The sequence below is a fragment of the Enorma burkinafasonensis genome, assembly GCF_902150035.1.
In the GTDB taxonomy this organism is placed as follows: domain Bacteria; phylum Actinomycetota; class Coriobacteriia; order Coriobacteriales; family Coriobacteriaceae; genus Enorma; species Enorma burkinafasonensis.
This window is the reverse complement of sequence record NZ_LR597501.1, coordinates 281,302-306,361: the sequence shown is the minus strand read 5'-3', so window position 1 is coordinate 306,361 and position 25,060 is coordinate 281,302. Positions and strand designations below refer to the sequence as shown.

Below are 25,060 nucleotides of genomic sequence, written 5' to 3'. Positions count from 1 at the left end.
GCGCACAACGTGAGGGGGTAGCAGATGCTCATTTCTTCCAAGGGACGCTATGCCCTGCGCCTCATGGTCTACATCGCCGCCTTCGGCGGGTCCGAGGGAAAGGTCGCCCTGCGCGAGATCGCCGACGGCGAGGACATCTCGCTCAAGTACCTCGAGCAGCTCGTGCGCCCGCTCATGCAGGCGGGCTACCTGCGCAGCGTGCGCGGCAAGGGGGGCGGCTACGCGCTCGCCAAGCCGGCCGCCGAGATCCGCGCCGGCGACATCCTGCGCGTGGCCGAGGGGACCACGGCGCCGGTCGCCTGCGAGGGGCTTGAGGGCGCCTGCGCGCGCGCCGGCCTGTGCTCGACGGTGAGGTTCTGGACCGGGCTCGATGCCGTGATCGAGGAGTACGTCGACGGCGTGACGCTCGCCGACCTCGCCCGCGTGCCCGAGATCGACCTGGGCATCTAGCGTTCACGCGCCCGGCCTGCCGCCCGTACCCCTCAAGTTGAACTCGAACCTTAATTGAATTGCGCGAACCTTGCCGGTTCGTATTGACCCCCCATGCGCGCCCTTGACATACTGGGGGAGCCTTCGGGCGCTTGCTGCAACCGTACCGTATCCGCACCAGCTCGCAAGAGCCATCCCAAGGAGGACCGCATGAAGACGCGCCATGTTGCCGTGGCCGCCGGGCTCGCCATCTCGATCGTGTTCGGAGGCGCCCAGATATCGTCCATCGCCTTCGCCGAGCAGGAGGGCGCCGCGCTCGTGCAGGGCGCCGACGCCGCCTCGGCCGCCGGCACGGCGGAAGGGGAGCTGCCCGCTCCCGCCGACTACGACCGCGCCGACTTCTACGAGGAGGCGCCCGCCGCCGTCCCCATGGCGCGCTCCGCCCGCGCCGCCACCTCATCGCTCTCCCCGGTCTCGCTCTCGAGCGAGATGAAGTACTTCACCCAGTACGAGAGCCACGGCAACTACCGGCAGGGCTTCTCGTACGGCGACGGCTACAACGCACTCGGCTATTACCAGTTCGACCGCCGCTACTCGCTCATCCCGTTTTTGCGCGCGGTCTACAGCTACGACCCCGTGACCTACGCGATGCTCGGGCCCGTGCTCGACCGCGCGGACGAGGTCTCGAGCAAGGACGCCTCGATGTACGACGCGGGCACGAAGACCCTCTCCGAGCTGGGAAGGCTCGTCCAGGACGCGTGGTACGCCGCCTACGACGCGAACCCCTCGGAGTTCAGCGCCCTGCAGGACTCGTACGCCTACAACAACTACTACGTGGTGACCGAGCGCTGGCTCGCGAGCCAGGGCATCGACCTCTCCGGACGGGCCGACTGCGTGAAGGGCATGGTCTGGGGCCTCACCAACATGTGGGGCACCGGCGGCGTGCGCCCCGTGCTCGCCGGCGCGAACCTGAGCGACGACATGACCGACCGCGAGTTCGTGACCGCGCTCGCGACGCAGATGACCGACCATATCGCCAAGTACAGCGCGCAGACGCAGTACTACAAGGGCTGGACCAACCGCTACCGCAACGAGCTCGACGACTGTTTGGCCTTCATCGCGGCCCATGAGGCGGCCGCGGGCGGCACCACCGCCGGCTCCGAGGCCGACGGCAGCGGGTCGTCCCCGGCCCCGGGCGGGTCGGCTGACGGGGGCTCCGCCTCCACCCCGGGCGGGGCCGCCGATGGCACCACGGGATCGACCGCGGGCGGCGCGGACGGTGGGGGCTCCGGCTCCACGTCCGGCGGGGCCGCGAGCGGCACGCAGGGCGGCTCGACGGACGGCGTCCAGGACGGGGCCGAGGGCTCCCTTGACGATAGCGCCGGCAGCTCCGGTGGCGACGCCGCGGCCGGCGGGGCCGAGTCCGGTGACGCGACGGGCACGGGCGCCGAGCCCGGCGGCTCCTCGTCGACTCCCGACGGCACGGGCGTGACCTCGGGTGGCGTCGTGAACGGCTCCGCGAGCGTGCGTCCCCCGGCCATGGCGCCCCAGCGCCCGGCGGTGGAGAGCGACGACGGGGAGGAGCCGCCCGCGGAGGCCGCCGAGGCCGATGGCGCCGAGCGCGGCACCTCGGACGGCACGGACTCCGAGGCGCCTGCCGGGCAGGACCCCGCGACCGGGGACACAGACGACGTCGCGCCTGAGGCCCGGGAGTCGGCCGACGCACCGGATGAGGACGGCGCCGATGGGGGCAAGGGCGCTGGTTCCGCCGATGCCACCGCTGCCGCCGACGGCGGGGAGCAGGGGGCCGAGCGCATGCCGCAGACCTCGGACCTCGTCGTCGTCATGGGCCTGGCGAGCGCGAGTTTGGCCACGCTCGGCGCCACCGCCGTCATGGCGGGCGGGCACGGCCTCTCGCGCCGGGACCGCGACGGCGAGTAGGTCGGGTATCCCTGCCGGCCCCGTGCCTGCGGGGTGGGCGACAGATTTTTGCGCACACGGAGCGGGATCCGCCGGGCGGGTCCCGCTCAGCACGTCTCGTGCTGCTTGGTGACGTCGTGGGCGTACACCCACCACAGGAGCTGCTCGTCCGCGCCCAGGGCGGGGTTGGCCTCGCGGCGCTCGAGGTAGAGGTCGGTTTCGTGCCTGCCGAAGCGCACGCGGTAGCGCGCGGTCTGCCGCCCGCGGCTCATCGTGCCGAAGCCGCCCGCATCGATGACCTCGTCCACGCGGAAGCTGCGCCCGTCCTTCCACATAATGCAGACGGGCTCGATCGCGCCGTCTCGCCCGAAGCGGGCGTAGACGTCGACGTACTCGCGGTGGACCCGCCGCTTGGTGCCGTATGTCGAGGACCGGTACTCCATGACCCCATTATCGAACAGAAGTTCGCGTTTGCCTACCGAACACGAGATGGAATCGACGTGCGCGGAGCGGGCGGTGTCCCCGCGGTGCGGTAGTATAGTAGGAACATCTGTTCGATATGGGAGGGGGATGCACATGGCGGCCGCCGCGCGCACCTACATCTGCATCGACCTCAAGAGCTTCTACGCGAGCGTCGAGTGCACCGACCGCGGGCTCGATCCGTTTACGACCGACCTCGTGGTGGCCGACCCCGAGCGCAGTGCCAACACCATCTGCCTGGCCGTCACCCCCTCGCTCAAGGCCAAGGGCGTGCGCAACCGCTGCCGCGTGCGCGACATCCCGGAGGGCATGGACTACATCACGGCGGTGCCGCGCATGCGCCGCTACATGGAGGTCTCGGCGGAGATCTACCGCACGTACCTCGAGTTCGTCTCGGCGGAGGAAACCTGGCCCTACTCGATCGACGAATGCTTCATCGATGCGACGCCCTACCTCGTCCATTACGGGCTCGACGCCCGCGCCCTCGTCCGCCGGCTCATCGCCCGCGTGCGCGAGCGGACGGGCATCGCCGCGACGGCGGGGATCGGCCCCAACATGTTCCTGTGCAAGGTGGCGCTCGACGTGATGGCCAAGCACGCGGACGACGGCATCGGCCGTCTCGACGACGAGTCGTTCAGGCGCGAGATCTGGTTCCACCGCCCACTCACGGACATTTGGGGCATCGGGCACGGCATCGCGGGGCGCCTCGCCAAGCGGGGCATCTACGACCTCGCGGGCGTCTGCGCCGAGCGGCCGGAGATCCTGCGCGGCGAGTTCGGCAAGAACGCCGAGGTGCTCATCGACCACGCATGGGGCATAGAGCCCGCGACCGTCGCCGACTGCCGCGCCTATGTGCCGCGGGCGCACTCCCTCACCAACGGCCAGGTGCTCATGCGCGACTACACCTTCGGCGAGGCGCGCACCGTCGCGCGCGAGATGGTGTTCGGGAGCTGCATGGACCTCGCCGAGAAGTACCTCGCCTGCGACACGGTGGGGCTGTGGGTGGGCTACTCGGGCGCGATCCTGCGCACGTGGGACGGCGCGGGCGAGCCGCCCTCCCTGCACGGCGGCGGCCAGCGGCACCTGGGCTGCGTGACGGCGTCGGAGACCAAGATCGCCGCCGCGCTCATGGCGCTCTTCGACGAGACCGTGTCGCGCCGCGCGCCCATCCGCCGCGTGAACATCTCGCTTGCGGGCGTGGTGCCAGCGCGCCTTGCCGCGCCGACGCTCTTCGACGACCTCGCGGCGCTCGAGCGCGAGGAGCGCCTGGCGCGCGCCTCCGTCGCGGTGCGCAAGCGCTTCGGCGCGAACGCGCTCCTGCGCGGGACGAGCCTCAAGCCCGAGGCGAACGCACGCGAGCGCAACCGGCAGATCGGGGGCCACCGTGCGTGAGGACGAGATCCTGGCCGCGCTCGAGGCGGCGTTTCCGGGCGCGGCGCTGCGGGGCGCCCGCGCGGGGGATGCGGGGCCCTGCGCGGCTACTGCCCCCGAGGCGCCCGCTGGCGCGCCCGCGCCGTTCGACCCCGCCACCCGCGCCGCGCTCGATGCCGTTCCCGGCATCGAGGTTTGGGACGGGCTCCGTCCCGCGGAGCGCGCGCGGCGGGAGCGCATCCTCGCCGACATCCGCCGCCGCATCGTCGAGGACGGCCCGCGCCGCGCCGTGCCCGATGCCGACCGCGGCCGCCTCTTCATGCCGTTCGCCGCGCTCACCGGCTACGAGGGCATGATCGCCGACATCGAGGACGAGGTGGGTAAGGGGTAGGGCTGCCTATGGGGGCGTGCGCGCCGCCTCGATCAAGCTACCGCTCCGGCTCGGATACGAGCTCGATGCCGCTCCGGTCGGCGAGCCGTGCGAAGTCCGGGCCGAGCCAGACGCCCGTCTCGCCCGGGCCCAGCACGAGCGGCATGCGGTCGTGCACGGGCGCCACGCTGGCGTTCGGTGCGGTGGTGACGATGGAGAAGCGGCCGTCCTCCTGCACGGCGGCGAGGAGGAAGGCGCGGGCGCCGGGAACGCGGAAGCGGTACTGCCGGCGTACGGGCTTCCCGGTGCGCTCGCTCGCCACGCGCTCGGTGCCATGGCTCTCGTAGAAGGCGCGGACCGGGACGACGCAGCGTCCCGTCGCGATGGCGCCCGACCACATGCCGTGCCCGCGCTCGAGCTGCTCCAGCGCCGACTCGAGCCTCGTGTTGAAGACGGCGCCCGCCTTGCCCTTGAGCGGGAAACCCCAGGCGAGCTCGGCTACGACGAGCCCGTTCTCGCTGGGAAGGTACACCGGGACGCTGGAGCCGGGATGCGCGTCGTGCGCGGGGTCGGGGCGCTCGATGGGCTCGATCGCGTGCACACCCCGCCGCCCGCGCGCATCGAGTGCGGCCTGGGCCTCGTCGGCGGTGAGCGGGCACATCCTGACGCACATTTCGAGCTCCCTACGATCGACTTCTCCGTGCGCGTTAACCAGTGTATCCAATATTCGCAAAAGATTTTTCAAGTAGTTGGTGCCTTATAGCCGATAGGTTGGTAAGCCCTGAGAGGCCCAATCGTTGCACCTGCGCTTTTGCTGAGTTTGCCGGGGCCGTATTCGCTCAGCGTCGCTCAAAGGTACCAACTACTTGAAAAAGTGTTCAAGCGTCCGGGAACAGCGTGTTCCGCGGCCTGTTCGAGCATGTCGGCAAGCGGCTCACCCAGAAGTCCATCGACCGCGCCGTCCCCGTCGTGGGAGGCGTGATCGGGGCGCTGTTCGACACCGGCCAGATGCAGAAGATCCTGGAATTCGCCGACCTCTTCTACCACAAGCGCTTCCTCGTGGAGAAGGCCGTGCGCATCGAGGAGCTCGTCGACGGCGTCCACGAGGTCATCGTCATCGACGACGACGGCCAGGTGAGCTACTCGGTCGAGTAGCCGCCGAGCCGTCTTCCGTGCCGACGCTGCCCGCAGCCTTAGCTGCGAGCTAATGAAATGACCCTTTCGTTTATCGACAATGGAGACCGTCCGAGATAGGGACGGTTTCCAATGAAAGGGAGGAAGCAATGGCTGGTACGGAACAGGGCGCCCCGCGCTCCGCTGCATCGATCGTCGCGTTGGTGCTCGGCATCATCGCGATCCTGATGTCGTGGATGCCCATCATCAACAACTTCGCGTTCGTGTTCGGCGCGCTCGGGCTCATCTTCGGCATCGTCGGGTTGGTGGGGGTCCTGCGCGGCAAGAAGCTCGGCCGCGGCATTGCCATCGCCGCCCTCATCGTGAACGTGCTCTCGATCGCGATCGTGCTGGGCACGCAGAGCATGTACAGCGCCGCACTCGATGACGCGGTGAACGGTCCCGCGGCCACGGGTACGTCGCAGGCGGAGGGCGCCGGTGACGAGGGCGATGCCGAGCCCGCGGATGGCGAGGCGGGTTACACCGACCTCGCCGTGGGCACCACCGTCGAGCTCGAGAACGGTCTTACCGTGACGGTCGACTCGGTCGAGCCGGGCCTCACCAACTACGATGGCTCCACCGTCGTGGGCGTGCACGTGACCTACGTGAACAACGGCGACGACACGGCGAGCTACAACCCTTACGACTGGAAGGGCGAGAACGCCGAGGGCGCCCAGGAGTACTCGACCTACTATTCCGAGGCGGAGGAGAACTTCAACTCGGGCACGCTCGCCGCGGGCGGCACCGTCTCCGGGACCATTTACTTCGAGGGCGATACGGTAAAGGCGCTCTACTTCGGCACGGTGGTTTCCGACGAGCCCACGGCGAGCTGGACGCTCGCGTAGGGGCATATCGTGCCCAACCGGCGTGATACCACCGGCCATCCTCGATGCGAGGACCGGCAGCGCGACCGGGTGCGCGAGGCGCGTTCCCGGTCGCGTGTGCGCCGGCGCAGGTATTGGGGTACAGTGGACGCGAAGCGCGACGACAGGACGGATCGGGGGCAGAAGATGCCGACGTGGCAGATGGAAGATGGCGCCGGCGCCTCCGCTGAGGAGCCGCTCACCGAGGAGCTCCTGCACGAGCTTCTGGCCGCGCCGAGCCCGGTGGCGTTCACCGAGGCGCACGGCATCACCCATCGCGACCTTTCCGGGTACCTCAACCAGCTGCTCGAGGAGAAGGGCTTGAAGCGCGCCGACGTGGTGCGCGCGGCCGGCATCAACGAGACGTTCGGCTACCAGATCTTCAAGGGACAGCGCAAGGCGTCGCGCGACAAGGTGCTCCAGCTCGCCTTCGCACTCGGTTGCGATGTCGTGGAGACGAACCGCCTGCTCAAGGCCGCCGGCGTGAACGAGCTCTACTGCAAGGACCGGCGCGATGCGATCGTGCTCTTCTGCATCGACCGGGGATTGGGCCTGCAGCGCACCGACGAGGAGCTCTACCGTTTCGGCGAGGAGACGCTCGGGGCCTGATGACCTGGCGGCAGCCCCGCCGTTTGGGTCCGCACCGTCCGGCTTTCGGTCCGCGCGCTTTGCTACGATAACCGGTATGAAGACGCTTGACGACATACCCCCGACCGCTCCCGCCGCCCCTGCCGATGCGGCCCACGAGGACCTCGAGGCCTACCTGGGCGCGCTCGACCGCGACGCAAACTACCGCTTCGAGCGGCGGCTCGGCTCAGGCGAGGACGGCACGGCGACCGAGCTCGTGCGCTTCGTGGGCGCGAACGGGTCGGCGTTCGGCCCGTTCGTTCGCAAGCGCATCCCGCTCGAGACGGGCGTGGGCACGGCTTACGAGGACATCTATGCAGCGCAGCGCACCGGAAGGCGCTTTCTGCACATCCCGCGTATCGTCGAGTGCTACAAGACCTCGTTCGAGCTGGTCGTGATCAGCGAGTACGTGCCCGGCGAGAGCCTTGCCGAGCTCGTCGGGCGCACGGGGGCGGGCGAGCGGCTGGCGTGGCGCATCATGCCGGGGCTGTGCGATGCGGTGGGCGAGCTGCACGAGTCGTTCGACCCGCCCATCATCCACCGCGACCTCAAGCCCGCGAACGTCATCGTGTCGGAAGATGCCGTGACCCTCATCGATTTCGGCATCGCGCGGCGCTTCCGGGCGGACGCCTCGACCGATACCGTGCGGTTCGGCACGCGCGCCTATGCACCGCCCGAGCAGTACGGGTTCGGCCAGACGAGCGAGCGCAGCGACGTCTACGCGCTCGGCATGGTGATGCTCTTCTGTTGCACGGGCGAGACGGGACAGGGTCCCTTCGACGTGGACGCGCTCATCGCCCGGGGGCTGAGCCGTGAGGCGGCGGCGGTCGTCGCACGCGCCTGCTCGTTCGATCCCGCGGGGCGCTTCGCCTCGGCGCGCGAGATGGGGGAGGCGCTTCGCCGCGTGACGCCGCTGCGGGGCGCCGCGGGCACGCGTCCCGGCCCCTTGACGGCAGCCCCCGTTCCCGCGGTGCCCGGCGCGCCCAAGGCGCCGTTTTCCGAGACTCCAGCCAGCGGCCTGCCCGCTCCCCAGGGCGGGGGCGAGCCTATGCGCTCACCCGGTCCCATCGAGCGCATGCCGCGCGTGGTCGGGATCATCTGGGACGTTTTCCTCGCGCTGTGCGCCGGCATGGCGGTGCAGTACGGCATCGAGTCCACGTTGAGCCCCGAGATCGGCTCGCTCGCGGGCAAGCCCTCCTGGTACGTCTTCGCCGTGAACTGGCTCCTCACCGCGCCGATCGTACTCGGCGGCATCTACCTGGCGCTCGATCGGCGCCCGCTTGCGCGCATCTTCCCGCGCTACGCGCATCGCACGCGCGCCGCCGATGCCAAGGCGATCTGCCTTTTCGTCGCCGCGATGTTCGTCCTCGTGCTGGCGGTCTCGCTCGCCACCGGGATGTAGGCACCCTGCCTTGCGCGTCACGCCCCGCTGGGCGAGGGCAAGCGGTCCGTCTCACCGCCTGAGCGGCCGCGGGGCCTCCGTATACCCTTACCGGCTACAATGGGGGAAGCTGCTGGTATCGATGGCTCGCGGGCGGCGCATGCCGCCAAGGGGGTGGGGTCCATGTTCTGTCCCAAGTGCGGCGCGCGCAACGATGATGACGCGCGGTTCTGCGGCGCCTGCGGAGCGTCGTTCGCGGAGCGCGCGGCATCGGGTGGCGCTATGCCCGCGCCTGTGCCGGTGCCGCCGCGGCGCAAGGTGCCCTTCGCGCTCATCGCCGTGGGCCTGCTCGCGATCGCCCTCATCGCGGGCGCGGTCTTCTTCGCCGTCCGCTTCCTCTCAGGCGGCGCATCCGTTGAGGAGCTCGCCAACATCGCCTCGCTGACCTACGGAAGGGCGGCGGCGGACGACGGCTACGACTACTTCTACTCCTCCGAGATCCATGCGATCTGCCGTGCCAAGCCCGGGGCGGACGTCGAGCGCATCCTCGAGATACCGATGAACCGCGACCACGGCTACGAGGCGCCTGAGTTCTACGTGATGAACATCGCCGTCTCCGAGGGGAACGTCTTCTATGTGACGCTCGCCTACGACACCTACAGCGGCTCCTCGCGCTACGAGCTGCGCTGTATGCGCGCCGACGGCAGCGAGGACCGCTCGGTGATGGAGGTCGAGACCCCTGAGGGCGGTTTCTCGACCGTGAACGGGCTGTTCGCCTACGACGGCCGCGCCTACATGGCGGTGTACCGTTTCGGCGAGTACGAGACCACGGAGATCGAGATCGTGAGCGCCGATGCCGCCGGCGAGGACGTGCGCACCGAGTGCGCGCTCGAGGGGGCGGACAACGGCGCGGTGCTCATCACGCCGGAAAAGATCTACTACACCGAGAGCACCTACGTCTCCCAGGGCGATTCCCACGCCGCGCTCTACGCGCGCAACATCGATGGGAGCGGCTCCGAGTGCCTGTACCAGCGCGACAACGCCACGATCAGCCGCCTGGCGCTCGTGGGCGACGACGTAGTCTGCTACGAATACGACTCGACGCGCCAGGCGTTCCGCATCCTGCGCATCGGCGACGGCGAGGAGCCCGAGGTCGTCTACCGGGCATCGCGCAACGAGGGGGCGAACCTGCTCACGTGCTCGGACGACACCGTCTACCTCATGACCTACGAGCTCGACGAGAACATGTACGACATTACCGAGTGGGATCTCGTCGCGGTGCCGATCGCCGGCGGCGAGAAGCGCACCATCGCCGAGGGGCTCACCTACTACAACCCGACGGCAGCGGTCATGAACGGGCATCTGCTGCTGATCGAGAACGGCCAGGACGTCGATAGCACGGGCATGGTCGTCGATGCGATCGACCTCAAGGACGGCACCGTCATCGAGAGCTACGTGTAGGCGACCGCCGCGGTTTGAGCCGGGCTCCGGCAGAGTGAGCCGTCCGCGAACAGCTTCACGAAAAAGCCCCCGTCGCGTGAGCGGCGGGGGCGAGTCGCGTACGTTCGAGCGGCCCTAGATGCAGTTCATTTGCGAGCCGACCTTGTTGTACCAGTCCTGCCAGGTGGGCGGGCAGTAGCGCTGGGCGGCGGCCACGGTGAGCGTCGGGCCGTACATGTTGCGCAGGTAGCGAACGTGGGCGGTGATGCCCTCGTCCCAGCTGCCGAAGGCGCGGAAGCCGCCGCCGGCGGCCGTCCAGCCCCAGGCGTTGCAGGTGTTGGCGCAGTAGCGGCCCTTGGTGCTCTCGATGCACGAGATCGCGGGAGACCAGCGCGGGTCCACGCCGTAATCCCAGGCGGCGGTGGCGAACGTGGCGCCATGGCCGGCGAGCGGGGAGCCCGCGAGATAGGCGTCGATGCGCCCGGTCCACTCGGCGATGAACTCCTCGCGGCTCATGTTCCAGTTGACGGCGCCGCCGGTGACGACGGTGTTCGCGGTCTGGCCGGACTGGTTGGCGGTGTTGTAGGGGTTGTCGCCGTTCGAGTCCTCCGTGCTCTCGGCCGGGGAGGTGTCCTGCGCGGCGAGGGCGGCGGCGAGCTCGAGCGCGGCCTCGGCCTCGGCCTGGGCCTGGGCGTCGGCACGGAGCTGCTGCGCCTCGGCGAGGGCGTCGGCAGCGGCCTGCTGCTGCTCCTCGAGCTGGCGCTTCTGCTCATCGAGCTCGGCCTGGGTCTGCTCGAGCTCGGACTGGGTTGCGTTGAGCTCCTCGATGGCCTCGACGTTGGAGGCCTGGATCTCATCCATGTACACGCAGGTCGTGATGAAGTCACTCATGCTCTCGGAGTTGAGGACCATGGTCACGAGCTGGTTGGAGCCCGTCTGGTACTTGTACATCTCGCGCATGGCCTCGCTGGCGGCCTCCTGCTGGACGGGAAGCTGCTCCTGGAGCTCGGCGATGGCGGCGGTGTTCTCGTCGATCTGGGCCTGGAGCTCCTCCAGGTTGGCGACGGCCTCGTCGTACGCCGCAGCGGAGTCCTCGACCGCCTGGGCGGCGGACTCGAGCTGCGCCTGGGTCTCGGCGGAGATGGCATACGCGGAGAGGGGAGCGATCATCGGCGTGGCGGTGAACGCGACGGCGAGCGCCGCGCACGTGAGGGCGCGGGCCGGCTTGCCGGCGATCACCTTGATGATGGAACGCTTGGTATCACGCATAGAGGTCCTCGACAATCTGCTTGCCTTAAACGCAGCAACGATTATAGTATGCGTTTCGAGATCAATAACACCCCAGGCAAAGTTTAAGGCTCAAGTTGAAGGTTTAGGATGGGACGCAACCTGCGGGTTTGGCGAGTCGTTGAGAAACGATGGAGTTTCAAGTTCACCTTTAAGGTTAAGGATGGCTGACGGATTCACTAACTTTTGGTGGCTTACGCTGCCAAATACTTCCCGGTACGGACAGTACGCTGGTCCCTGTGCTAGCATGGATTCCGATTAATCAACTGGCCTCGATGCAGGTGCGGAGACGCACGGGTGCCTATGCGCCCAGGGGAATGGGGTGAGAGTCCCCAGCTATACCAGTAACCGTAATTCGCGGTGCCGTGGGGTCGCGTCGCAGATCGGACGATGCGCACGGTACGGTTGCGATAAGCCGGATCGCCTCGCATCGGTCGTGCACGTGCGCGTCATGGCCCTGGGGGAAAGGGGTCCGGCATGTTCGGACGCAATCGCGGACGCACCGCAAGCTCGGCTGCAACGACGTCGCATCGGCATGGTCCGCTCGGTAGTACTACTAATATGTTCGTGCGCAGTGCGCGGCGGGTGCTATGCTTCGGACTGGTTGGCCTCATGCTTTGGGGCCAGGCTCCTTCCGAGCTCTGGGCTACCGGCGTCGAGGGCATCGCGGATGCTGTTGCGACATCGGGAGAGAGCCTGGGCGAGGGCTCTAATCCGGGGTCTGGTGCCAACGGCCAGGGCTCTGAGCCCCAAGGCGGCGATTCCGCGGAAGGCGCTAATTCGAATTCGAGCGGTTTGGGTGATGGGCCTAGCTCCGAGGGATCGAGCCCGACCACGTCGACTGATGCTGTGCGGACGGACGAATCTAGCACTTCGAATTCGGAGACATCCGGCGGCAATGGCGACGCTGCCCAAGGCGCTTCCAACGAGCGCTCTTCGGCTTTGAGCACTGAAGGCGTACAACTTTCAGGCGTCGAACTCGAAAACACCGAACCGCTCGAGGGCCAGGTCGAGATTTACTCGGTTGTCATCCAGAATCCGGCAGACGAGAGCTCGGTCTTCCGTGTGGGCGATCAGGCAGTTGCCAAGGCGCGCGAGAAGGGTACTCCTTCTGGCATCTACATCGACCCGGAGCTACTGACGTTCCAGTGGCAGGTGTCCGATACGAAGAACGGGACCTACCAGGATCTCGATGAGGCAACTTCGGATACGCTGGAGATCGATGAGTCCCTTGAGGGGAAGTTCATCAAATGCGTCGTCTCGGCGAAGGTTGGGACGAGCACGTATGCGCGTACGGTAAACCTGCCCATTGCCGCTCGCGATGCGGTGAACGTCACGTCCGTTGCGCTCGATGCGTCCGGCAAGGTCAACGTGGGCGACACGCTTACGGCAACCGCCACGGCCTCGACGGACGATGTTACCAACGACAGCCATGTGACCTGGTCGTGGTACTACGGCGATAGCTCGTATGCGACAAATACCAGGATCGAGGGGGCCTCGGGCAACACGCTCGTGGTGACCGAGGACCTTCTGGGCAAGTATATCGAGGCGCGTGCGGATGGTGGCTTTGGTGAGGAGGATTCCTCGGTTGTCGGCCCGGTGGTGGAACCGGGAGCGGTCGAACTCTACCAGGTCACGGTGGCGGGCGATGCGCGCATTGGGTCCACGCTCACGGCGACGGCCTACAAGGGCAACTCGTACACCGAGGTCTCTCCGGGCGATGTGGTCCGTTATCAGTGGCAGTACGCCGATAGCAAGACCGCGTCCGACTCCGCGTTCACGGACATTCCGGGCGCGACCGACTCGACGTATGTCATTACCGCGGACATGCAAGGCAAGTACCTGCGTGTACGCGCCACGAGCGATGGCTCGGTGGTAAGCACCGAGAAGCCCTATTACGGCAGCACGAAGCGGGTTGATCCGCTGGGTCCGGTGACCATCGCCGGGCAGTATACGCTCACGGCTGTCGAGCTTGAGTCCTCAGGCCAGGCGGGCCAGGTGGGCAACACCATTACGCCCACGGCCATGGTTGAGGGCGCGTATTACGGCGACGACCCGGCGCCCGAAGACGCCGCGCTTACGTTTGTATGGGAGGTTCAGGACGAGGACGGTAGCTGGTCCCGCCTGGAGGGCGTTATCTACGACGCGTCGACCGGTGAGCTCGAGCTAAGCGATGCGCTGGTGGGCAAGGTTTTGCGCGTAAGCGCGTCCGCGCTCGACAACACCGTTACCTCGGCAAGCTTCACGGTGCTTGCAGCGGACACCTACGACTTGCTGCGCGTAACCACGTCGCCCCTTATCAACAGCTCCACCACGCAGCTCTTCACGGGCGACACCGTTAGCGCAACGGTGCAGGCCAAGCGGCTTGACGGATCAACGACCACGGGCGACGTGATTACCAGCGATGTTTCCATTCAGTGGTACGCGGCGGATGCTGCCGACGGTGAGTTCGCGCCCATCGACGGCGCGGATACGGCACAGCTTACCTTGACGTCGGACCTTGCCGGCAAGTACCTCAAGGTCGTAGCGACGAGCGGAGATTCTGTGGTCGAGATCGTCTCGGCCAATCCTGTTGTCGATGCAGACTCCCTTGCGGGTATCACGGCCAAGCTACAGGACGAGAACTGGCGTCTGGAGCTCACCTACGGCGTGGACACGAACGCCAACGAGGTGCTCGAAGCCCAGCTTGCGGAGATGGGCATCACCGATGTCGAAGTGAGCGTTGCATCGGTTGAGGTCAGAACGCCTAACGATGCCGCCGAGCTCGGTATCTCGACCGCGGCTGATGCTACCAACGGCGACATCACCTACTTCTTCATGGATCCCGACGATCTCACGGGATGGGCTGGTTTCACCTCGTACCAAGCAATCACGCCTACCTTCACGCTATCCCGCGGGGGCGAGAGCGTAACGTTCACACCCGGCCGTGCCACCACCATGCCGTGGGATGAGGCGCGCGTGCGTGCGATGCTTGTGCAGGACGCCGCGGAGGCCCTTGCCATCGGGTTTGCTGAGGGTGATGCAGCCGATGCCGTCACGCAGGACATGATGTTGCCGGCCGAGCTTTCCGGCAAGAGCTGGTCCGAGGTTTCCTGGTCCTCTTCCAACACGGACGCCGTCAGGGTTACTGGTTACAGCTGGGACGACGCGTACACCGGCGACGTTACGCGAAGCTCCGTCGATGCCGAGGTCACGCTCACAGCGACGGTGGGCATCTCGGGGTATGGCGCCCCTGAGGTCACGGTGGACGTGCCGTTCACGGTGACGGTGAAAGCTGACCCTGCGGCGGTCGAGCAGGCACGTGCGGAGCTGCAGGCTAAGGTGGACAAGGCCTTCTCCGCCGAAGCGCTCACCTACAGTGAGGATGGTTCCGCGATCGATGCGTCCGCGGTGTCAGGCGACCTTCAGCTGCCGCGGCCCGGCACCATAGCGGTCGACGGAAAGTACTACTCGGTAACATACACTGCCTCCAATGATGCCGTTCAGATCAACGGATACCGCGGCAACGTGTACCAACCGCTGCCGGGCGAGCAGGGCGAGCCGGTCGAGCTCACGCTCACGGTGACCAGCAAAGACAACCCTGAGGTTACCGCTAGCAAGACCATCGAACTCGTCGTTGCTCCGCTCGATGCTTCTGACCTCGAGGCCGAGCGCGACCTCATGGATGCGGCCAAGGCAGGCTATGCCGCCGCCATCTTGAACGGCCAGAACGTAAACGCCGTCACGGGCGACCTCGCCACGTTCCAGAAGGCCTATCTCGACGAGAACGGTGAGCTTGCTTGGGCGCGGGATTACTCGACGGCCAACGCCGCCGGCGACGGCATCGTTACGGACGACCTCGAGCCGGACGACGACATGGGCGTCGTTGCCGGCCACTGGTACAAGTCGAGCAACGCGACCGTCATCGCGCACGACACGCTTGCCGTCACGAGGCCCGCGCGCGACACCCAGGTGACCATCACGAGTCAGCTTTCCAGCGAGCGCTATGCCCGCTATGCCGAGCGCTATGCGGACGACCCCACCTGGGGCCCGGTGTTTGCGGAGCTCACGGGCCAGACCGTGACGGCGACGGTGACCGTCCGGGGGACCTCGGGCTCCACGGAGCAGGGCATCTCGGTGACCGCCCAGGTGGTGGGCGTCGATGCCTTTGGGGACGATGAGGTGTGGGCCGCGCCCGCTAGCATCGAGGTTGCCCAGGGCACCACGGCTGCGGAGCTCACGGAGACTCTTTTGGCCGAGGCGGGCCTCGAGGCGGATGCGCAGACAAGCGCGTACGGTTGGTATCTGAACAGCATCACCTCGCCGGACGGCCGCGTGCTCGCCTACGATGACGCCACGGGCAAATACTGGCAGCTGTTTGTGAACGGCACCGCGTCTGCTGTGGGCGCAGGCGACGTCACCTTGCAAGCTGGCGACGAGATCGTGTGGTACTACTCGGCCTACGGTGCGTCGCTCGACGATATCGGTACGGCCAAGGTCACTTCGATCGTGCAGGTTATAGGCCCGGATGCTGAGGGCGCAGACACCTCGTGGGTGGGGCTTACCGAGGTCTCCCTGCCCGAAGGTTCCACGGCAGCGGACCTCACGGAGCGCGTGCTCGATGCGAGCAGCCTTGAGCACGTGGCAGACGGCGAGGGGACCGGGGCGTACCTCCTCTCGTCCATCACGTCGCCCTATACCGGTGCCGCGCTTGGCTGGGATGAGGCGACGGGCAAGTACTGGCAGCTGTTCGTCGACGGCGAGCCCGCACCGGTGGGCGCCGGGCAGATTGTGCTCGAGCCAGGTAGCCAGATCGTCTGGTATTACTCGGCGCGGGGCACCGACCTGCCCCAGAACGACGTCCAGGTGGATCAGGATGCCTGGGACGGCCGCCCGAGCGATTGGGAAGCTGAGTGGGAGGGGTTCGCCCCGGGTGCTGTCGAGAACGACGGCACGCCCACCGAGGGCGGCGAGCTCGCCTGGAGCGTCGACGTGGGCAGCGACATCTCGTCGTCCGTCTACGCGAGCGACCCCGTTATCGTGGAGGGGCGCTTGTATGTAGCCGTGGGCGACAAACTCAAGGTCTACAACGCTGCGACCGGGGCGTCGCTGGGGTCCGCCGTGCTTGCGACCTCGATCGACTCGGCGGCGCGTGTGGTGTATAGCGACGGCCTCATTGTCGTGCCGCTTCACGGCGGACGCCTCCAGGTGCTGAGGGCCGATACGCTCGTGACGGTCACCCTCACCGATGTTCTTGCCGAAGGGCAGCAGAGTCTCTCCTCGATCACGGTCGTGGGCGGGTACGCGTATTTTGGCACGACGAACGCCGCGGGTGATGCGGGCGCCTTCTTCTGCGTGAACCTGCGCACCGGGGCCGTGCGGTGGTCGAGCACGGGCTCCGGGGATGCCGGGTACTACTGGACGGGCGCGGAGCTCACCGGGGATGTCCTGGTCACGGTGGACGGCAGCGGCACGGTGCGTTCGATCGACCCGGCGACCGGCGACGTTTTGGCCGAGCTTCCCCTGGGCTCTACGGTCCGCTCCAAGCCCGTTGCGGACCCCGATGACCCGTCCGTGCTCTATGTGACCTCGCGCGATGGTGTGCTCCACAGGATTGCCCTTGGGGAGGACGGGTCGCTTTCCAAGACGGGCGGCGTCTCCTTTGCCGCGTACTCGACATCGACCCCTACTATCACCGGTGGACGGGCGTACGTGGGCGGCACTTCGGCGGATAACGGCGGCGTGCTCGCGGTGATCGATCTGGCGAGCATGCAGGTCGCCTATAGCGTGACGACCTATGGCGAGGGCACGTCGCTGCCTGGCGCGGTCATGTCCACGCCGACCGTCTCGGTGCGCGATGGCGCTGTGTACGTCTACTTCACCTGCAACGCGCCGTCCGGCGCCGCCTATCTCTACCGTGTTGGCGATAGCGTCGCCAAGCTGCTCTACCTTCCGTCTGGTAGCGCGGCGGAATGGTGCACCGCTAACGTGGTCGTGGGTGCAGATGGCGCGGTCTACTACCTGAATGACTCTGGCTACCTGTTCAAGCTCCTGCCGGGGTCTGCCATCGTCGAGCCCGATGAGTCGGGCTCCGGGGATGCGCCGGGCGAGGATGGCGCGGGGAACACGGCTGGCTCGTCCACGCAGATTCCGTCGCTGCGCACCTCGCTCAACGGCATGATCGGCGGCGCGGCGGGCTCTGCCGAAGGGTCGCTGCTTGGCAGATTCGCATCGGACGCCCCGGTCGCGACGTTGCTCGATGGCGAGGAGGCCGTGGCTGCTACGTCGGCCACGCGCGACGGGGTGCCGCTCTGGCCGTTTGTGGGTATGGGACTTGGCGCCTTGGTCCTCGCTGCAGCGTGGATGACGGGACGCCGGCGCGAGAAGGGAGAAGGCCATGCGTAGCAGCCTCTTTCGGGTGTCGCCTGCGCGCCTTGCCGTGGCACTTGTTGCTGCCGTGTTGATCGCGGTGTGCGCATGGTGCGCGGGGATCTATGCCGCCGGCGGGGACCCCTTGGCGTTCCTCTCGTCGGAGCTGTTCAACACCGTGGCGGACGACCAGGCGTCCGATGCCGACCAGGCAGACTCCGCTTCGACTGCCTGGTCCCCCGCGGTCGAGGACATCGATGCCGCCCTGCGCGGCCTCGCATTCGATGGTGACGATGTTTCGCTGGACGCCGAAGAGGAGCTTTCGGTCGTCGTCTCTTCCGGAGGCGTGTGGGTGGAGTCCAAGGTTGCCGGCGACCTCGCAGATGCTGCTGAGCTCTCCGCACGCCGCACGGCCGCCTTGGCATCTTGGCTGGGTGAGCAGGGCGCGGATGGGTATCGTGTCACGTGGATTGCCGAGGACGCATCCGGCTCCGTGATTGCCGCCTATTGCATGGACGCTTCGCAGGCCCCTGCTAGCGGTGGCTTGGCGGAGCTCGTCGCTGCGTGCAGCGCCTATCGGTTCTCGGACGCATGCTTCGATGCCCTTGCCGCATCCGGCATAGCGCAGGCTTCCGGCGAGGCTCCGGTGTTACCCGACGGCTCGGAGATTCCATTTAGGGAGGCGTCCGGGTCGAACGGGTCCTCTGCTTCCGGCGCCTCGCAAGAGCAGGGGAGTGACACGGCTTCCACCAGCGGGGGGTCGTCGGACGCCAGCATCTCGGTCGCCATTACGGTCGATGGTTCATCGGTGGGTGCAGGGAGCTCTTCTGCCAACCTTTCGCTCGTCGCCGGCTCCACGGTCTACGACGCCCTGCTAGCGACGGGCATCAGCGTGAACGCCCAATCGACGGCGTACGGCATATACGTCTCCGCCATCGCGGGCCTCGCCGAGAAAGAGCACGGCGATATGAGCGGATGGGTGTATACCGTGAACGGCAATAGCATCAACACCAGTGCGAGCAACTACGTGCTGTCCGATGGCGATCAGGTCCGTTGGTTCTACGTGACGTCTTAGTGCGGTTTGCTCGGCGAATTCTGCAGCGGCAAACTCGAGAGATAGCGCATCGGTAACAGAAAGGCCAGTCGAAAGGCTGGCCTTTTGCATACGCATGGTAGTGTCGAGAAAGTTGGTGTATGGGTCGATTCTGCAAGCAGGCTGGCCATCACCCTAAATCCTTAACCAACCCCATCCTATGCCGCCTCCAGCTCGTCGGCAAGCTCGAGGCTGGCCTCGATCGCCTTCTTCGCCACCGAAAGCCACTCATCCCGCCTCTCCGGCGAGGCCGCCTCCGCCGCCCCCTGCTCCTCGTAGAGCTCGGACATCGCCCCCGCGGGGAAGTAGCGCGCGTCCGACCGCGCCTCGTCCTGGTCGCACATGACCGCTCCCGCCAGCCGCTCCAGCGACGCCGTGCTCGGGAACGCCTGCACCACGCGCGCCCTGCGCTTTATCTCCCTGTTGGCCCTCTCCTGCACGTTGTTGGTGCGCAGGCGCTTCCAGTGGCCCGGAGGGAAGTCGAGGTGAGCGAGGGCGTCTGGCTCGGCGCCCCCCAGGATTCTCGCCGCCTCCGGGCAGCACCCCTCGAGCATGTCGACCGCCAGGTGGTAGGCGGCCCTCACCGCCCCGGCCTCCTTGAGGCGGAAGACCGGCGCCACCATCTTGCACACACGCCTGACGCGGCCCCTCGACACGGGCGCGGCGCGGGCGCAGTCGCGCATGAGGTGCACGACGCAGCGCTGCCACGCCGAGCCCTGAAAGACCTCCTCGATGGCCCTCCTCAGGCCCTCGTGCGCGTCGGATGTGACGAGCTGGACCCCCGTCACGCCGCGCGCCCTGATCCTCCTCAGGAAGCCGACCCAGGAGTCGTAGCCCTCGGTGTCCACGACGGAGACGCCCAGCACGCGCCGCCAGCCGCCCTCGTCGCAGCCGATGGCCGTGACCACGGCCGTCGAGGCGACGCGGCGGTCCCTGCGGCACTTGACGTAGGTGGCGTCCACCCACAGGCACGGCATCCCGAGCGCGCCCAGCGGCCGCGAGACGAGCTCCTCCACCTCGGCGTCCAGGTGCTCGCAGATCGCGCTGACCTGGTCCTTGGAGAGGCGCTCGACGCCCATCGCCGCGGCGGCCTTCTGCACCTTCCTCGTGCTCGTGCCGGTCGCGTGCATCTCGCTGACCGCCGCCACGATCGCCCTGTCGACCCTCTGGTAGCGCTCGATCGCGTCGCCGGGGAAGAAGCTGCCGACGCGCAGCTTGGGGATGCGCAGCGTGAGCGTGCCGACGCACGTGACGAGGGGCCGCTCCCTGTACCCGTTCCCGCTGTTGCCGGTGGCGTCGCAGAGCTGGTCCGCCTCGGCGGGCATGATCTCGTTGACCACGGACTCGGCCAGCGATCTCAGGAGCTCCTGCATGTTGATGAAGCCGTCCTCGAAGCGGGGAAGCGCGGGCGGGAGAATCGCCGACTCTGGTATGCTGTTCATCGCGGTCGTTGCCTTTCTCTAGAACCTGTAATGTCGCGATTTCAGATTCTAGGCAATGGCCGTTTCGCTTACAGGCAGCGTCCTCTTACACCAACATTTCCGACGTGATCGGTTCTGCCGCGGCGCCACGCGTTTTCGCGCCTCCTCCTCCATCGGGATGGGCATGCTCTATGTGGTTTACCTAGACACTTCTTTCGATTTTGTACGACTGTTTGCGGCCTTTTCTGGCATCTTTGCCTCAAGGGGCGCCGCCGCATGGGAAAAGCCCAGTTGAGGGCTTCTCGATTTTGGGGCGAACATAGGCCAATCGTACAAAATCGAAAAATGTGTCTGGGTCGCCGATGGGATGGCCGAAATCGCAGGCTCCGGTCGGGAGATAGCGTACCGATCCCGCGGGTTTCCGAGCGGCATCCCATGGAGGGTCGGGTCCGTAGCGCGAAAGCGCCCCGATGACGAAAACGCCAGCCGCGAGGCTGGCGTTTCAAGGTTCGTTGCCGGTCGGGTGCGTCGCGCTATTTCACCGCGGTGAGGAACTTCCTGCGGCTGAAGTAGTTGTACCAGGTCACGCAGAAGGTGGCGATGACCTTCATGGCCTGATAGGCCACGTTCAGCATGGTGACGCCCACGAACATGAAGACGTCGGTGAGGCCCAGACCGATGGCGGAGAGGATGGCGAAGATGGTGAACTCGCGCTTGCGGCTCATGTCATCGCGATGCGGGAACACGTAGCGGACGCTGAGCGCGTAGTTCAGGGCGACGGAGATCAGAAACGAGATGCTCGTGCTCACGAGGTAGTCGACGCGGCAGACGTCGGTCAGGAACACGAGGAGCAGCCAGTCGACCGCGAAGGAGATGATGCCCACCACGGCGAACTTGAGGAACTGCTGGGTCCCGGGGTATTTAAGCGTATCGAGCACGCGATCACTCCGTATCGTGGCATGCCATGCGCCCTATGCGCATCGGTCGCGTCGCAGGTAGTGACTATAGTCCATCAGTAAAGGTTTTGTAAGTCCAGGTAAGGGTTTATACCGATAACGCAGAAAAGCACGACGAAATCTGCGCATTTCGCACGGGATTCCCGGGGATCCGCGCGGGCGGCGGCCCCTACGCGCCATGCTCCTCGAGGAAGACCTTGCGCGTCACGAAGTTCCAGACCATCACGACCGCGGTGGCGAAGATCTTCACGAGCCGGTAGTCGAGCGAGGCCCATTCCGTCCCCGCCCACATGAGCACATCGTTGATGATGAGGCCAATGATGGAGAGCACGACGAAGATGACGAACTCGCGCGTGCGGCTCATGCCCTCGCGATGCTGGAAGACGTAGCGCATGCTGGCGAGGTAGTTGAACACCACCGAGACGGTGAACGAGATCGTCGCCGACGCGACCGGGTTCATGCCGAAGACCTCGGTGAGGAACACCATCACGCCGAAATCGATGAAAAACGCGATGACGCCAACGACGCCGAACTTCATGATCTGCGCGACGAGCTTGCCCATGGTGTGTCTCTTCCGTCTCCAACCGTGTCTCCGACCGACGTATTATAGCCGACCGCCTGCCGCGGATACCGTGACGCGGCAGACGCCGGTATCGGCGCGCCCGCCCGCGCCCCGTCAGCGCTCCTTGATGAGACCCGTGCGGTACGCGTCGAGCAGCATCCTGAGGTCCTGGATCTGGTTGCGGATCTCGGCGCCGGTGTCGGTGTCGGCGACCATGATGCGGCGTTCGGCGGAGGCGAAGCGGTTGGTCTCGCTGTGGATGTCGGCGTTGTGCGTGATGGCCTCGGTGACGTTCTTGAACGCCTCGTGCGCCTTCAGGCGCATGCCGCGCGAGCTCGAGATCAGGGTGTAGCCCGCGATGCCGGTCTTGGGGTGGTATGCCGTGCAGAAGCCGCCGTCGATGACGAGCAGCTTGCCGTCGGCGCGGATGGGCTTCTCGCCGCTCGTGGTCTTGACGGGCGTGTGGCCGTTCACGATGTGCCCGCGCTCGGGCTGCACGCCGAACTCGCGCATGATCGCGTCGCAGCAGGCGGGGTCGTTCGTGAGGGTGAAGTACGGGTCCATGGGCTCGCGCCAGGTCGCTTGGTCCTCGATGAACGAGCGCTCGAACGTCTTCACGTGGCGCCCCGAGAGCGGCGAGCGAAAGCCGATCCAGAGGTACCACATCCAGTCGAGGGCGGCGCGGTCGCGCGTGCGCCAGGCGCGCCGGGCGATGCGGTCGCAGAAATCGAGGTAGTCGCGGCCCGAGCGCCAGGTGCCCTCGCAGTTGATGCTCGCGAAGGTCCCGTCCTCGTTGAGCGGCACGCAGCCGTGGAAGAGCAGGTTGTTGTTGCTCACGAGGTATACCGAGCCGCGCCGGTACAGGTAGTCGATATGGCGCTTGAGGTGGTCGGTGCCCGTGAACTCGTCGACGAGCTTGCGCACGATGCGCTCCTCCTCGGCCGTGAGCTCGTAGGGGCGCTCCGGGTCGAGGGTGGGGAAGTCGCTCGTGACGAGCGGGTGGGTCCGCCCGTCGATCTCGACCGTGCCGGCCTCGAGGTCGATCTTGCCGAGCAGGAGCCGGTCCTCCATGTCGAACTCGGGGTGCCGGGCGATGATCTGCCCCTCGAGCTTGAACAGCAGCACGTCGACGGCCTTCATGAGCGGCGTGATTCGCTCGCCGGCGCGGTAGGTGCGGTCGGCGAACGACATGAGGGCGCGCAGCGAGATACCGTAGTCGTTTTCCAGGATCTCGTAGTTGCCGTAGCGCAGGTTGTTGCGCAGGACCGTCACGATGCACGCGGCGTCCCCCGCGGCCGCCCCCATCCAGAGGATGTCGTGGTTGCCCCATTGGATGTCGGTGCGCTGGTGCACGCAGTCGAGCAGCCGGTCCATGATCTTGGCGGCCCCGCCGCCGCGGTCGAAGATGTCGCCCACCAGGTGGATGTGGTCGACCGCGAGCACCTTGATGAGCTCAGCGAGCGAGTAGATGAACTCCTCGGTCGAGTCGGTCTCCAGGATGGAGTCGATGATGCGCTCGTGGTAGCGGACGCGGTAGTTGTTCTCGTCGGGGTGCGTGTGCAGCAGCTCGTCGATGATGTAGGCGAAGTCGTGCGGGATGGCCTTGCGCACCTTGGAGCGGGTGTAGCGGCTCGAGAGGCGCCGCGCCACGGTGATGAGCTGGTTCAGCATGCGCTTGTACCAGGTGGGCGAGTCCTGGTGCGCCGCGTGCACGAGCGCGATCTTCTCGCGCGGGTAGTAGATGAGCGTGCAGAGGTTGTCCTTCTCCTCCTCGGTGAGCGTGTCGCCGAAGTCCTCGTCGACGTGCTCGCGCACCACGCCGGAGCAGTTGTTGAGGATGTGCAGGAAGGCCTCGTACTCGCCGTGCACGTCGCTCATGAAGTGCTCGGTCCCCTTGGGGAGGTTGAGAATCGCCTGCAGGTTGATGATCTCGGTGAAGACCGCCTGCTGGTTGGGGAACTGGTGCCCCAGAAGCGAGAGGTACTTGATGGTCTGCTCGGGGGCATCTTGCGTGTACATGCTGGTCTCCTTGCCGGGGTGGCTCCGGTCCGGTGCTCGCCGCGCGCACCCGTTCGCGGGGGCTCGCGCAACGTCGCCCATTATGCCGAGCGGATGTCGAGTCCCTGTGAAGAAGGCGCGGGGCGCCTGTGAGCGGTCGGCTACAGGCGCCCCAGCGGTGCGGGATATGGATGTCATGCGGATTTCGGGCCCTCGGTGCCAGCACTCCGCGCGGCGCGGGCTGCTATGCGGAGAGCTGCGCCTGCACGCAGGTGATGGCCACGACGCCCACGATGTCGTCGGCGGAGCAGCCGCGCGACAGGTCGTTCACCGGCTTGGCGATGCCCTGCAGGATCGGGCCGTAGGCCTCGGCCCGGCCGAAGCGCTGCACGAGCTTGTAGCCGATGTTGCCGCACTCGAGGTTGGGGAACACGAGCACGTTGGCATGGCCCGCGACCTTGCTCTCGGGCGCCTTGAGCGCGGCGACCTCTGGCACGATGGCGGCGTCGAGCTGCAGGTCGCCGTCGATGGCGAGCTCGGGCGCCTTCTCCTTGGCGAAGGCCGTGGCCTCCTGGACCTTCTTGGCGGTGTCGCCGCCGGCCGAGCCCATCGTGGAGTAGGAGAGCATGGCGACCTTGGGCTCGATGTCGCCCATGAAGGTCTTGAAGGAGTTCGCCGAGGCGATGGCGATCTCGGAGAGCTCGTCGGAGGTCGGGGCGATGTTCAGGCCGCAATCGGCGAAGACGAGCGTGCCGTCGGCGCCGAACTCGGGGGTCTGGGTGCACATGACCATGAAGGCCGAGACGAGCTTGGTGCCCGGGGCGGTCTTAAGGATCTGGAGCGCCGGGCGCAGGGTGTTGGCGGTGGAGTGGCAGGCGCCGGAGACCAGGCCGTCGGCGTCGCCCATCTTGACCATCATGGTGCCGTAGTAGGTGGCGTCCATCATCTGGGCGCGCGCCTGCTCGATGGTCACGCCCTTCTTGGCGCGGAGCTCGGCGAACTTCTGGGCGTAGGCCTCGTGCCTGGGTGCGGTGGGGCTCGTCGGGTCGATGACCTGGGCGCCGGGGACGTCGATCTGGGCGGGGTCGCCGAGGATGACGATGTTCGCCAGGCCCTCGTCGATGATCTTCTTCGCTGCCTCGATGGTGCGCGGGTCCTCGCCCTCGGGGAGGACGATCGTCTTGACGTCGGTCTTGGCGGCGGCCTTCATGCGGTTCAGGAAGTCACTCATCACTGCTCCTAGAATCAGGGCCCATCCACGCCGCCGCAGGGTATCGCGTCCGCACGAAGCGCATCCGTGCGTCCAGATAATCGACACACGGCGCGGCATGTTGAGCTTTC

19 protein-coding genes are annotated in these 25,060 nt (G+C 66.9%); 11 read left to right on the top strand and 8 right to left on the bottom strand.

Annotated features, from left to right (window positions below):
* The first annotated feature begins 24 nt into the window (after positions 1 to 24).
* On the top strand, positions 25 to 450 hold the full coding sequence (locus FS885_RS01330) for an RrF2 family transcriptional regulator (protein WP_144743195.1): 426 nt from the start codon (positions 25 to 27) through the stop codon (positions 448 to 450).
* Between the two features lie 189 nt (positions 451 to 639).
* Positions 640 to 2,370, top strand: a complete 1,731-nt coding sequence (locus FS885_RS01325; protein ID WP_144743194.1) for a VgrG-related protein — start codon at positions 640 to 642, stop codon at positions 2,368 to 2,370.
* Between the two features lie 86 nt (positions 2,371 to 2,456).
* On the opposite strand, the gene FS885_RS01320 is transcribed toward FS885_RS01325, so the two are convergent.
* The gene (locus FS885_RS01320) at positions 2,457 to 2,792 is read right to left on the bottom strand and encodes a hypothetical protein (RefSeq protein WP_144743193.1); all 336 of its coding nucleotides are present in this window, start codon (positions 2,790 to 2,792) and stop codon (positions 2,457 to 2,459) included.
* Between the two features lie 133 nt (positions 2,793 to 2,925).
* On the opposite strand from FS885_RS01320, the gene FS885_RS01315 reads away from it, so the two are divergent.
* Both FS885_RS01315 and FS885_RS01310 read left to right on the top strand, forming a co-directional pair.
* The gene (locus FS885_RS01315; RefSeq protein ID WP_186365721.1) at positions 2,926 to 4,221 is read left to right on the top strand and encodes a Y-family DNA polymerase; all 1,296 of its coding nucleotides are present in this window, start codon (positions 2,926 to 2,928) and stop codon (positions 4,219 to 4,221) included.
* Positions 4,214 to 4,591 carry a hypothetical protein gene (locus tag FS885_RS01310; protein WP_144743191.1) on the top strand — a complete coding sequence of 126 codons (378 nt, stop codon included), beginning with the start codon at positions 4,214 to 4,216 and terminating at the stop codon, positions 4,589 to 4,591. The genes FS885_RS01315 and FS885_RS01310 overlap by 8 nt, the downstream gene beginning before the upstream one ends.
* Before the next feature lie 37 nt (positions 4,592 to 4,628).
* On the opposite strand, the gene FS885_RS01305 is transcribed toward FS885_RS01310, so the two are convergent.
* Positions 4,629 to 5,243, bottom strand: a complete 615-nt coding sequence (locus FS885_RS01305; RefSeq protein WP_144743190.1) for an SOS response-associated peptidase family protein — start codon at positions 5,241 to 5,243, stop codon at positions 4,629 to 4,631.
* Positions 5,244 to 5,467: 224 nt separating this feature from the next.
* On the opposite strand from FS885_RS01305, the gene FS885_RS01300 reads away from it, so the two are divergent.
* From FS885_RS01300 to FS885_RS01280, 5 genes are all read left to right on the top strand, one after another.
* Complete coding sequence (locus FS885_RS01300; RefSeq protein ID WP_144743189.1) at positions 5,468 to 5,725, top strand: hypothetical protein; 258 nt, start codon at positions 5,468 to 5,470, stop codon at positions 5,723 to 5,725.
* A gap of 128 nt (positions 5,726 to 5,853) precedes the next feature.
* Positions 5,854 to 6,588, top strand: a complete 735-nt coding sequence (locus FS885_RS01295; RefSeq protein ID WP_144743188.1) for a DUF4190 domain-containing protein — start codon at positions 5,854 to 5,856, stop codon at positions 6,586 to 6,588.
* Between the two features lie 165 nt (positions 6,589 to 6,753).
* The gene (locus tag FS885_RS01290; RefSeq protein ID WP_246060691.1) at positions 6,754 to 7,215 is read left to right on the top strand and encodes a helix-turn-helix domain-containing protein; all 462 of its coding nucleotides are present in this window, start codon (positions 6,754 to 6,756) and stop codon (positions 7,213 to 7,215) included.
* A gap of 76 nt (positions 7,216 to 7,291) precedes the next feature.
* On the top strand, positions 7,292 to 8,635 hold the full coding sequence (locus tag FS885_RS01285) for a serine/threonine protein kinase (RefSeq protein WP_186365720.1): 1,344 nt from the start codon (positions 7,292 to 7,294) through the stop codon (positions 8,633 to 8,635).
* Between the two features lie 162 nt (positions 8,636 to 8,797).
* Positions 8,798 to 10,075, top strand: a complete 1,278-nt coding sequence (locus FS885_RS01280; protein WP_186365719.1) for a zinc ribbon domain-containing protein — start codon at positions 8,798 to 8,800, stop codon at positions 10,073 to 10,075.
* A 114-nt stretch (positions 10,076 to 10,189) separates the two neighbouring features.
* On the opposite strand, the gene FS885_RS01275 is transcribed toward FS885_RS01280, so the two are convergent.
* On the bottom strand, positions 10,190 to 11,323 hold the full coding sequence (locus FS885_RS01275) for a coiled-coil domain-containing protein (RefSeq protein ID WP_246060688.1): 1,134 nt from the start codon (positions 11,321 to 11,323) through the stop codon (positions 10,190 to 10,192).
* A 960-nt stretch (positions 11,324 to 12,283) separates the two neighbouring features.
* Here FS885_RS01275 and FS885_RS01270 point away from each other — a divergent pair.
* Together FS885_RS01270 and FS885_RS01265 are read left to right on the top strand one after the other, a co-directional pair.
* Positions 12,284 to 17,725, top strand: a complete 5,442-nt coding sequence (locus tag FS885_RS01270) for a DUF4430 domain-containing protein (protein ID WP_144743185.1) — start codon at positions 12,284 to 12,286, stop codon at positions 17,723 to 17,725.
* A complete protein-coding gene (locus FS885_RS01265; protein WP_144743184.1) occupies positions 17,718 to 18,764 on the top strand; it encodes a DUF4430 domain-containing protein in 1,047 nt (348 codons plus the stop codon). Before FS885_RS01270 ends, FS885_RS01265 begins: the two co-directional genes overlap by 8 nt.
* Before the next feature lie 176 nt (positions 18,765 to 18,940).
* Here the strand turns inward: FS885_RS01265 and FS885_RS01260 are convergent, their stop codons facing one another.
* From FS885_RS01260 to pta, 5 genes are all read right to left on the bottom strand, one after another.
* Positions 18,941 to 20,224 carry an IS256 family transposase gene (locus FS885_RS01260; protein WP_144743183.1) on the bottom strand — a complete coding sequence of 428 codons (1,284 nt, stop codon included), beginning with the start codon at positions 20,222 to 20,224 and terminating at the stop codon, positions 18,941 to 18,943.
* 512 nt (positions 20,225 to 20,736) lie between these two features.
* Positions 20,737 to 21,141 carry a GtrA family protein gene (locus FS885_RS01255; protein ID WP_144743182.1) on the bottom strand — a complete coding sequence of 135 codons (405 nt, stop codon included), beginning with the start codon at positions 21,139 to 21,141 and terminating at the stop codon, positions 20,737 to 20,739.
* Between the two features lie 187 nt (positions 21,142 to 21,328).
* Positions 21,329 to 21,721, bottom strand: coding sequence for a GtrA family protein (locus tag FS885_RS01250; protein WP_144743181.1), 393 nt, complete (start codon positions 21,719 to 21,721; stop codon positions 21,329 to 21,331).
* Between the two features lie 114 nt (positions 21,722 to 21,835).
* Positions 21,836 to 23,740: a fructose-1,6-bisphosphatase gene (locus FS885_RS01245; protein WP_144743180.1), complete on the bottom strand. Its 1,905-nt coding sequence runs from the start codon at positions 23,738 to 23,740 to the stop codon at positions 21,836 to 21,838.
* Between the two features lie 223 nt (positions 23,741 to 23,963).
* A complete protein-coding gene (gene pta, locus FS885_RS01240) occupies positions 23,964 to 24,950 on the bottom strand; it encodes a phosphate acetyltransferase (RefSeq protein WP_144743179.1) in 987 nt (328 codons plus the stop codon).
* Positions 24,951 to 25,060 lie beyond the last annotated feature (110 nt).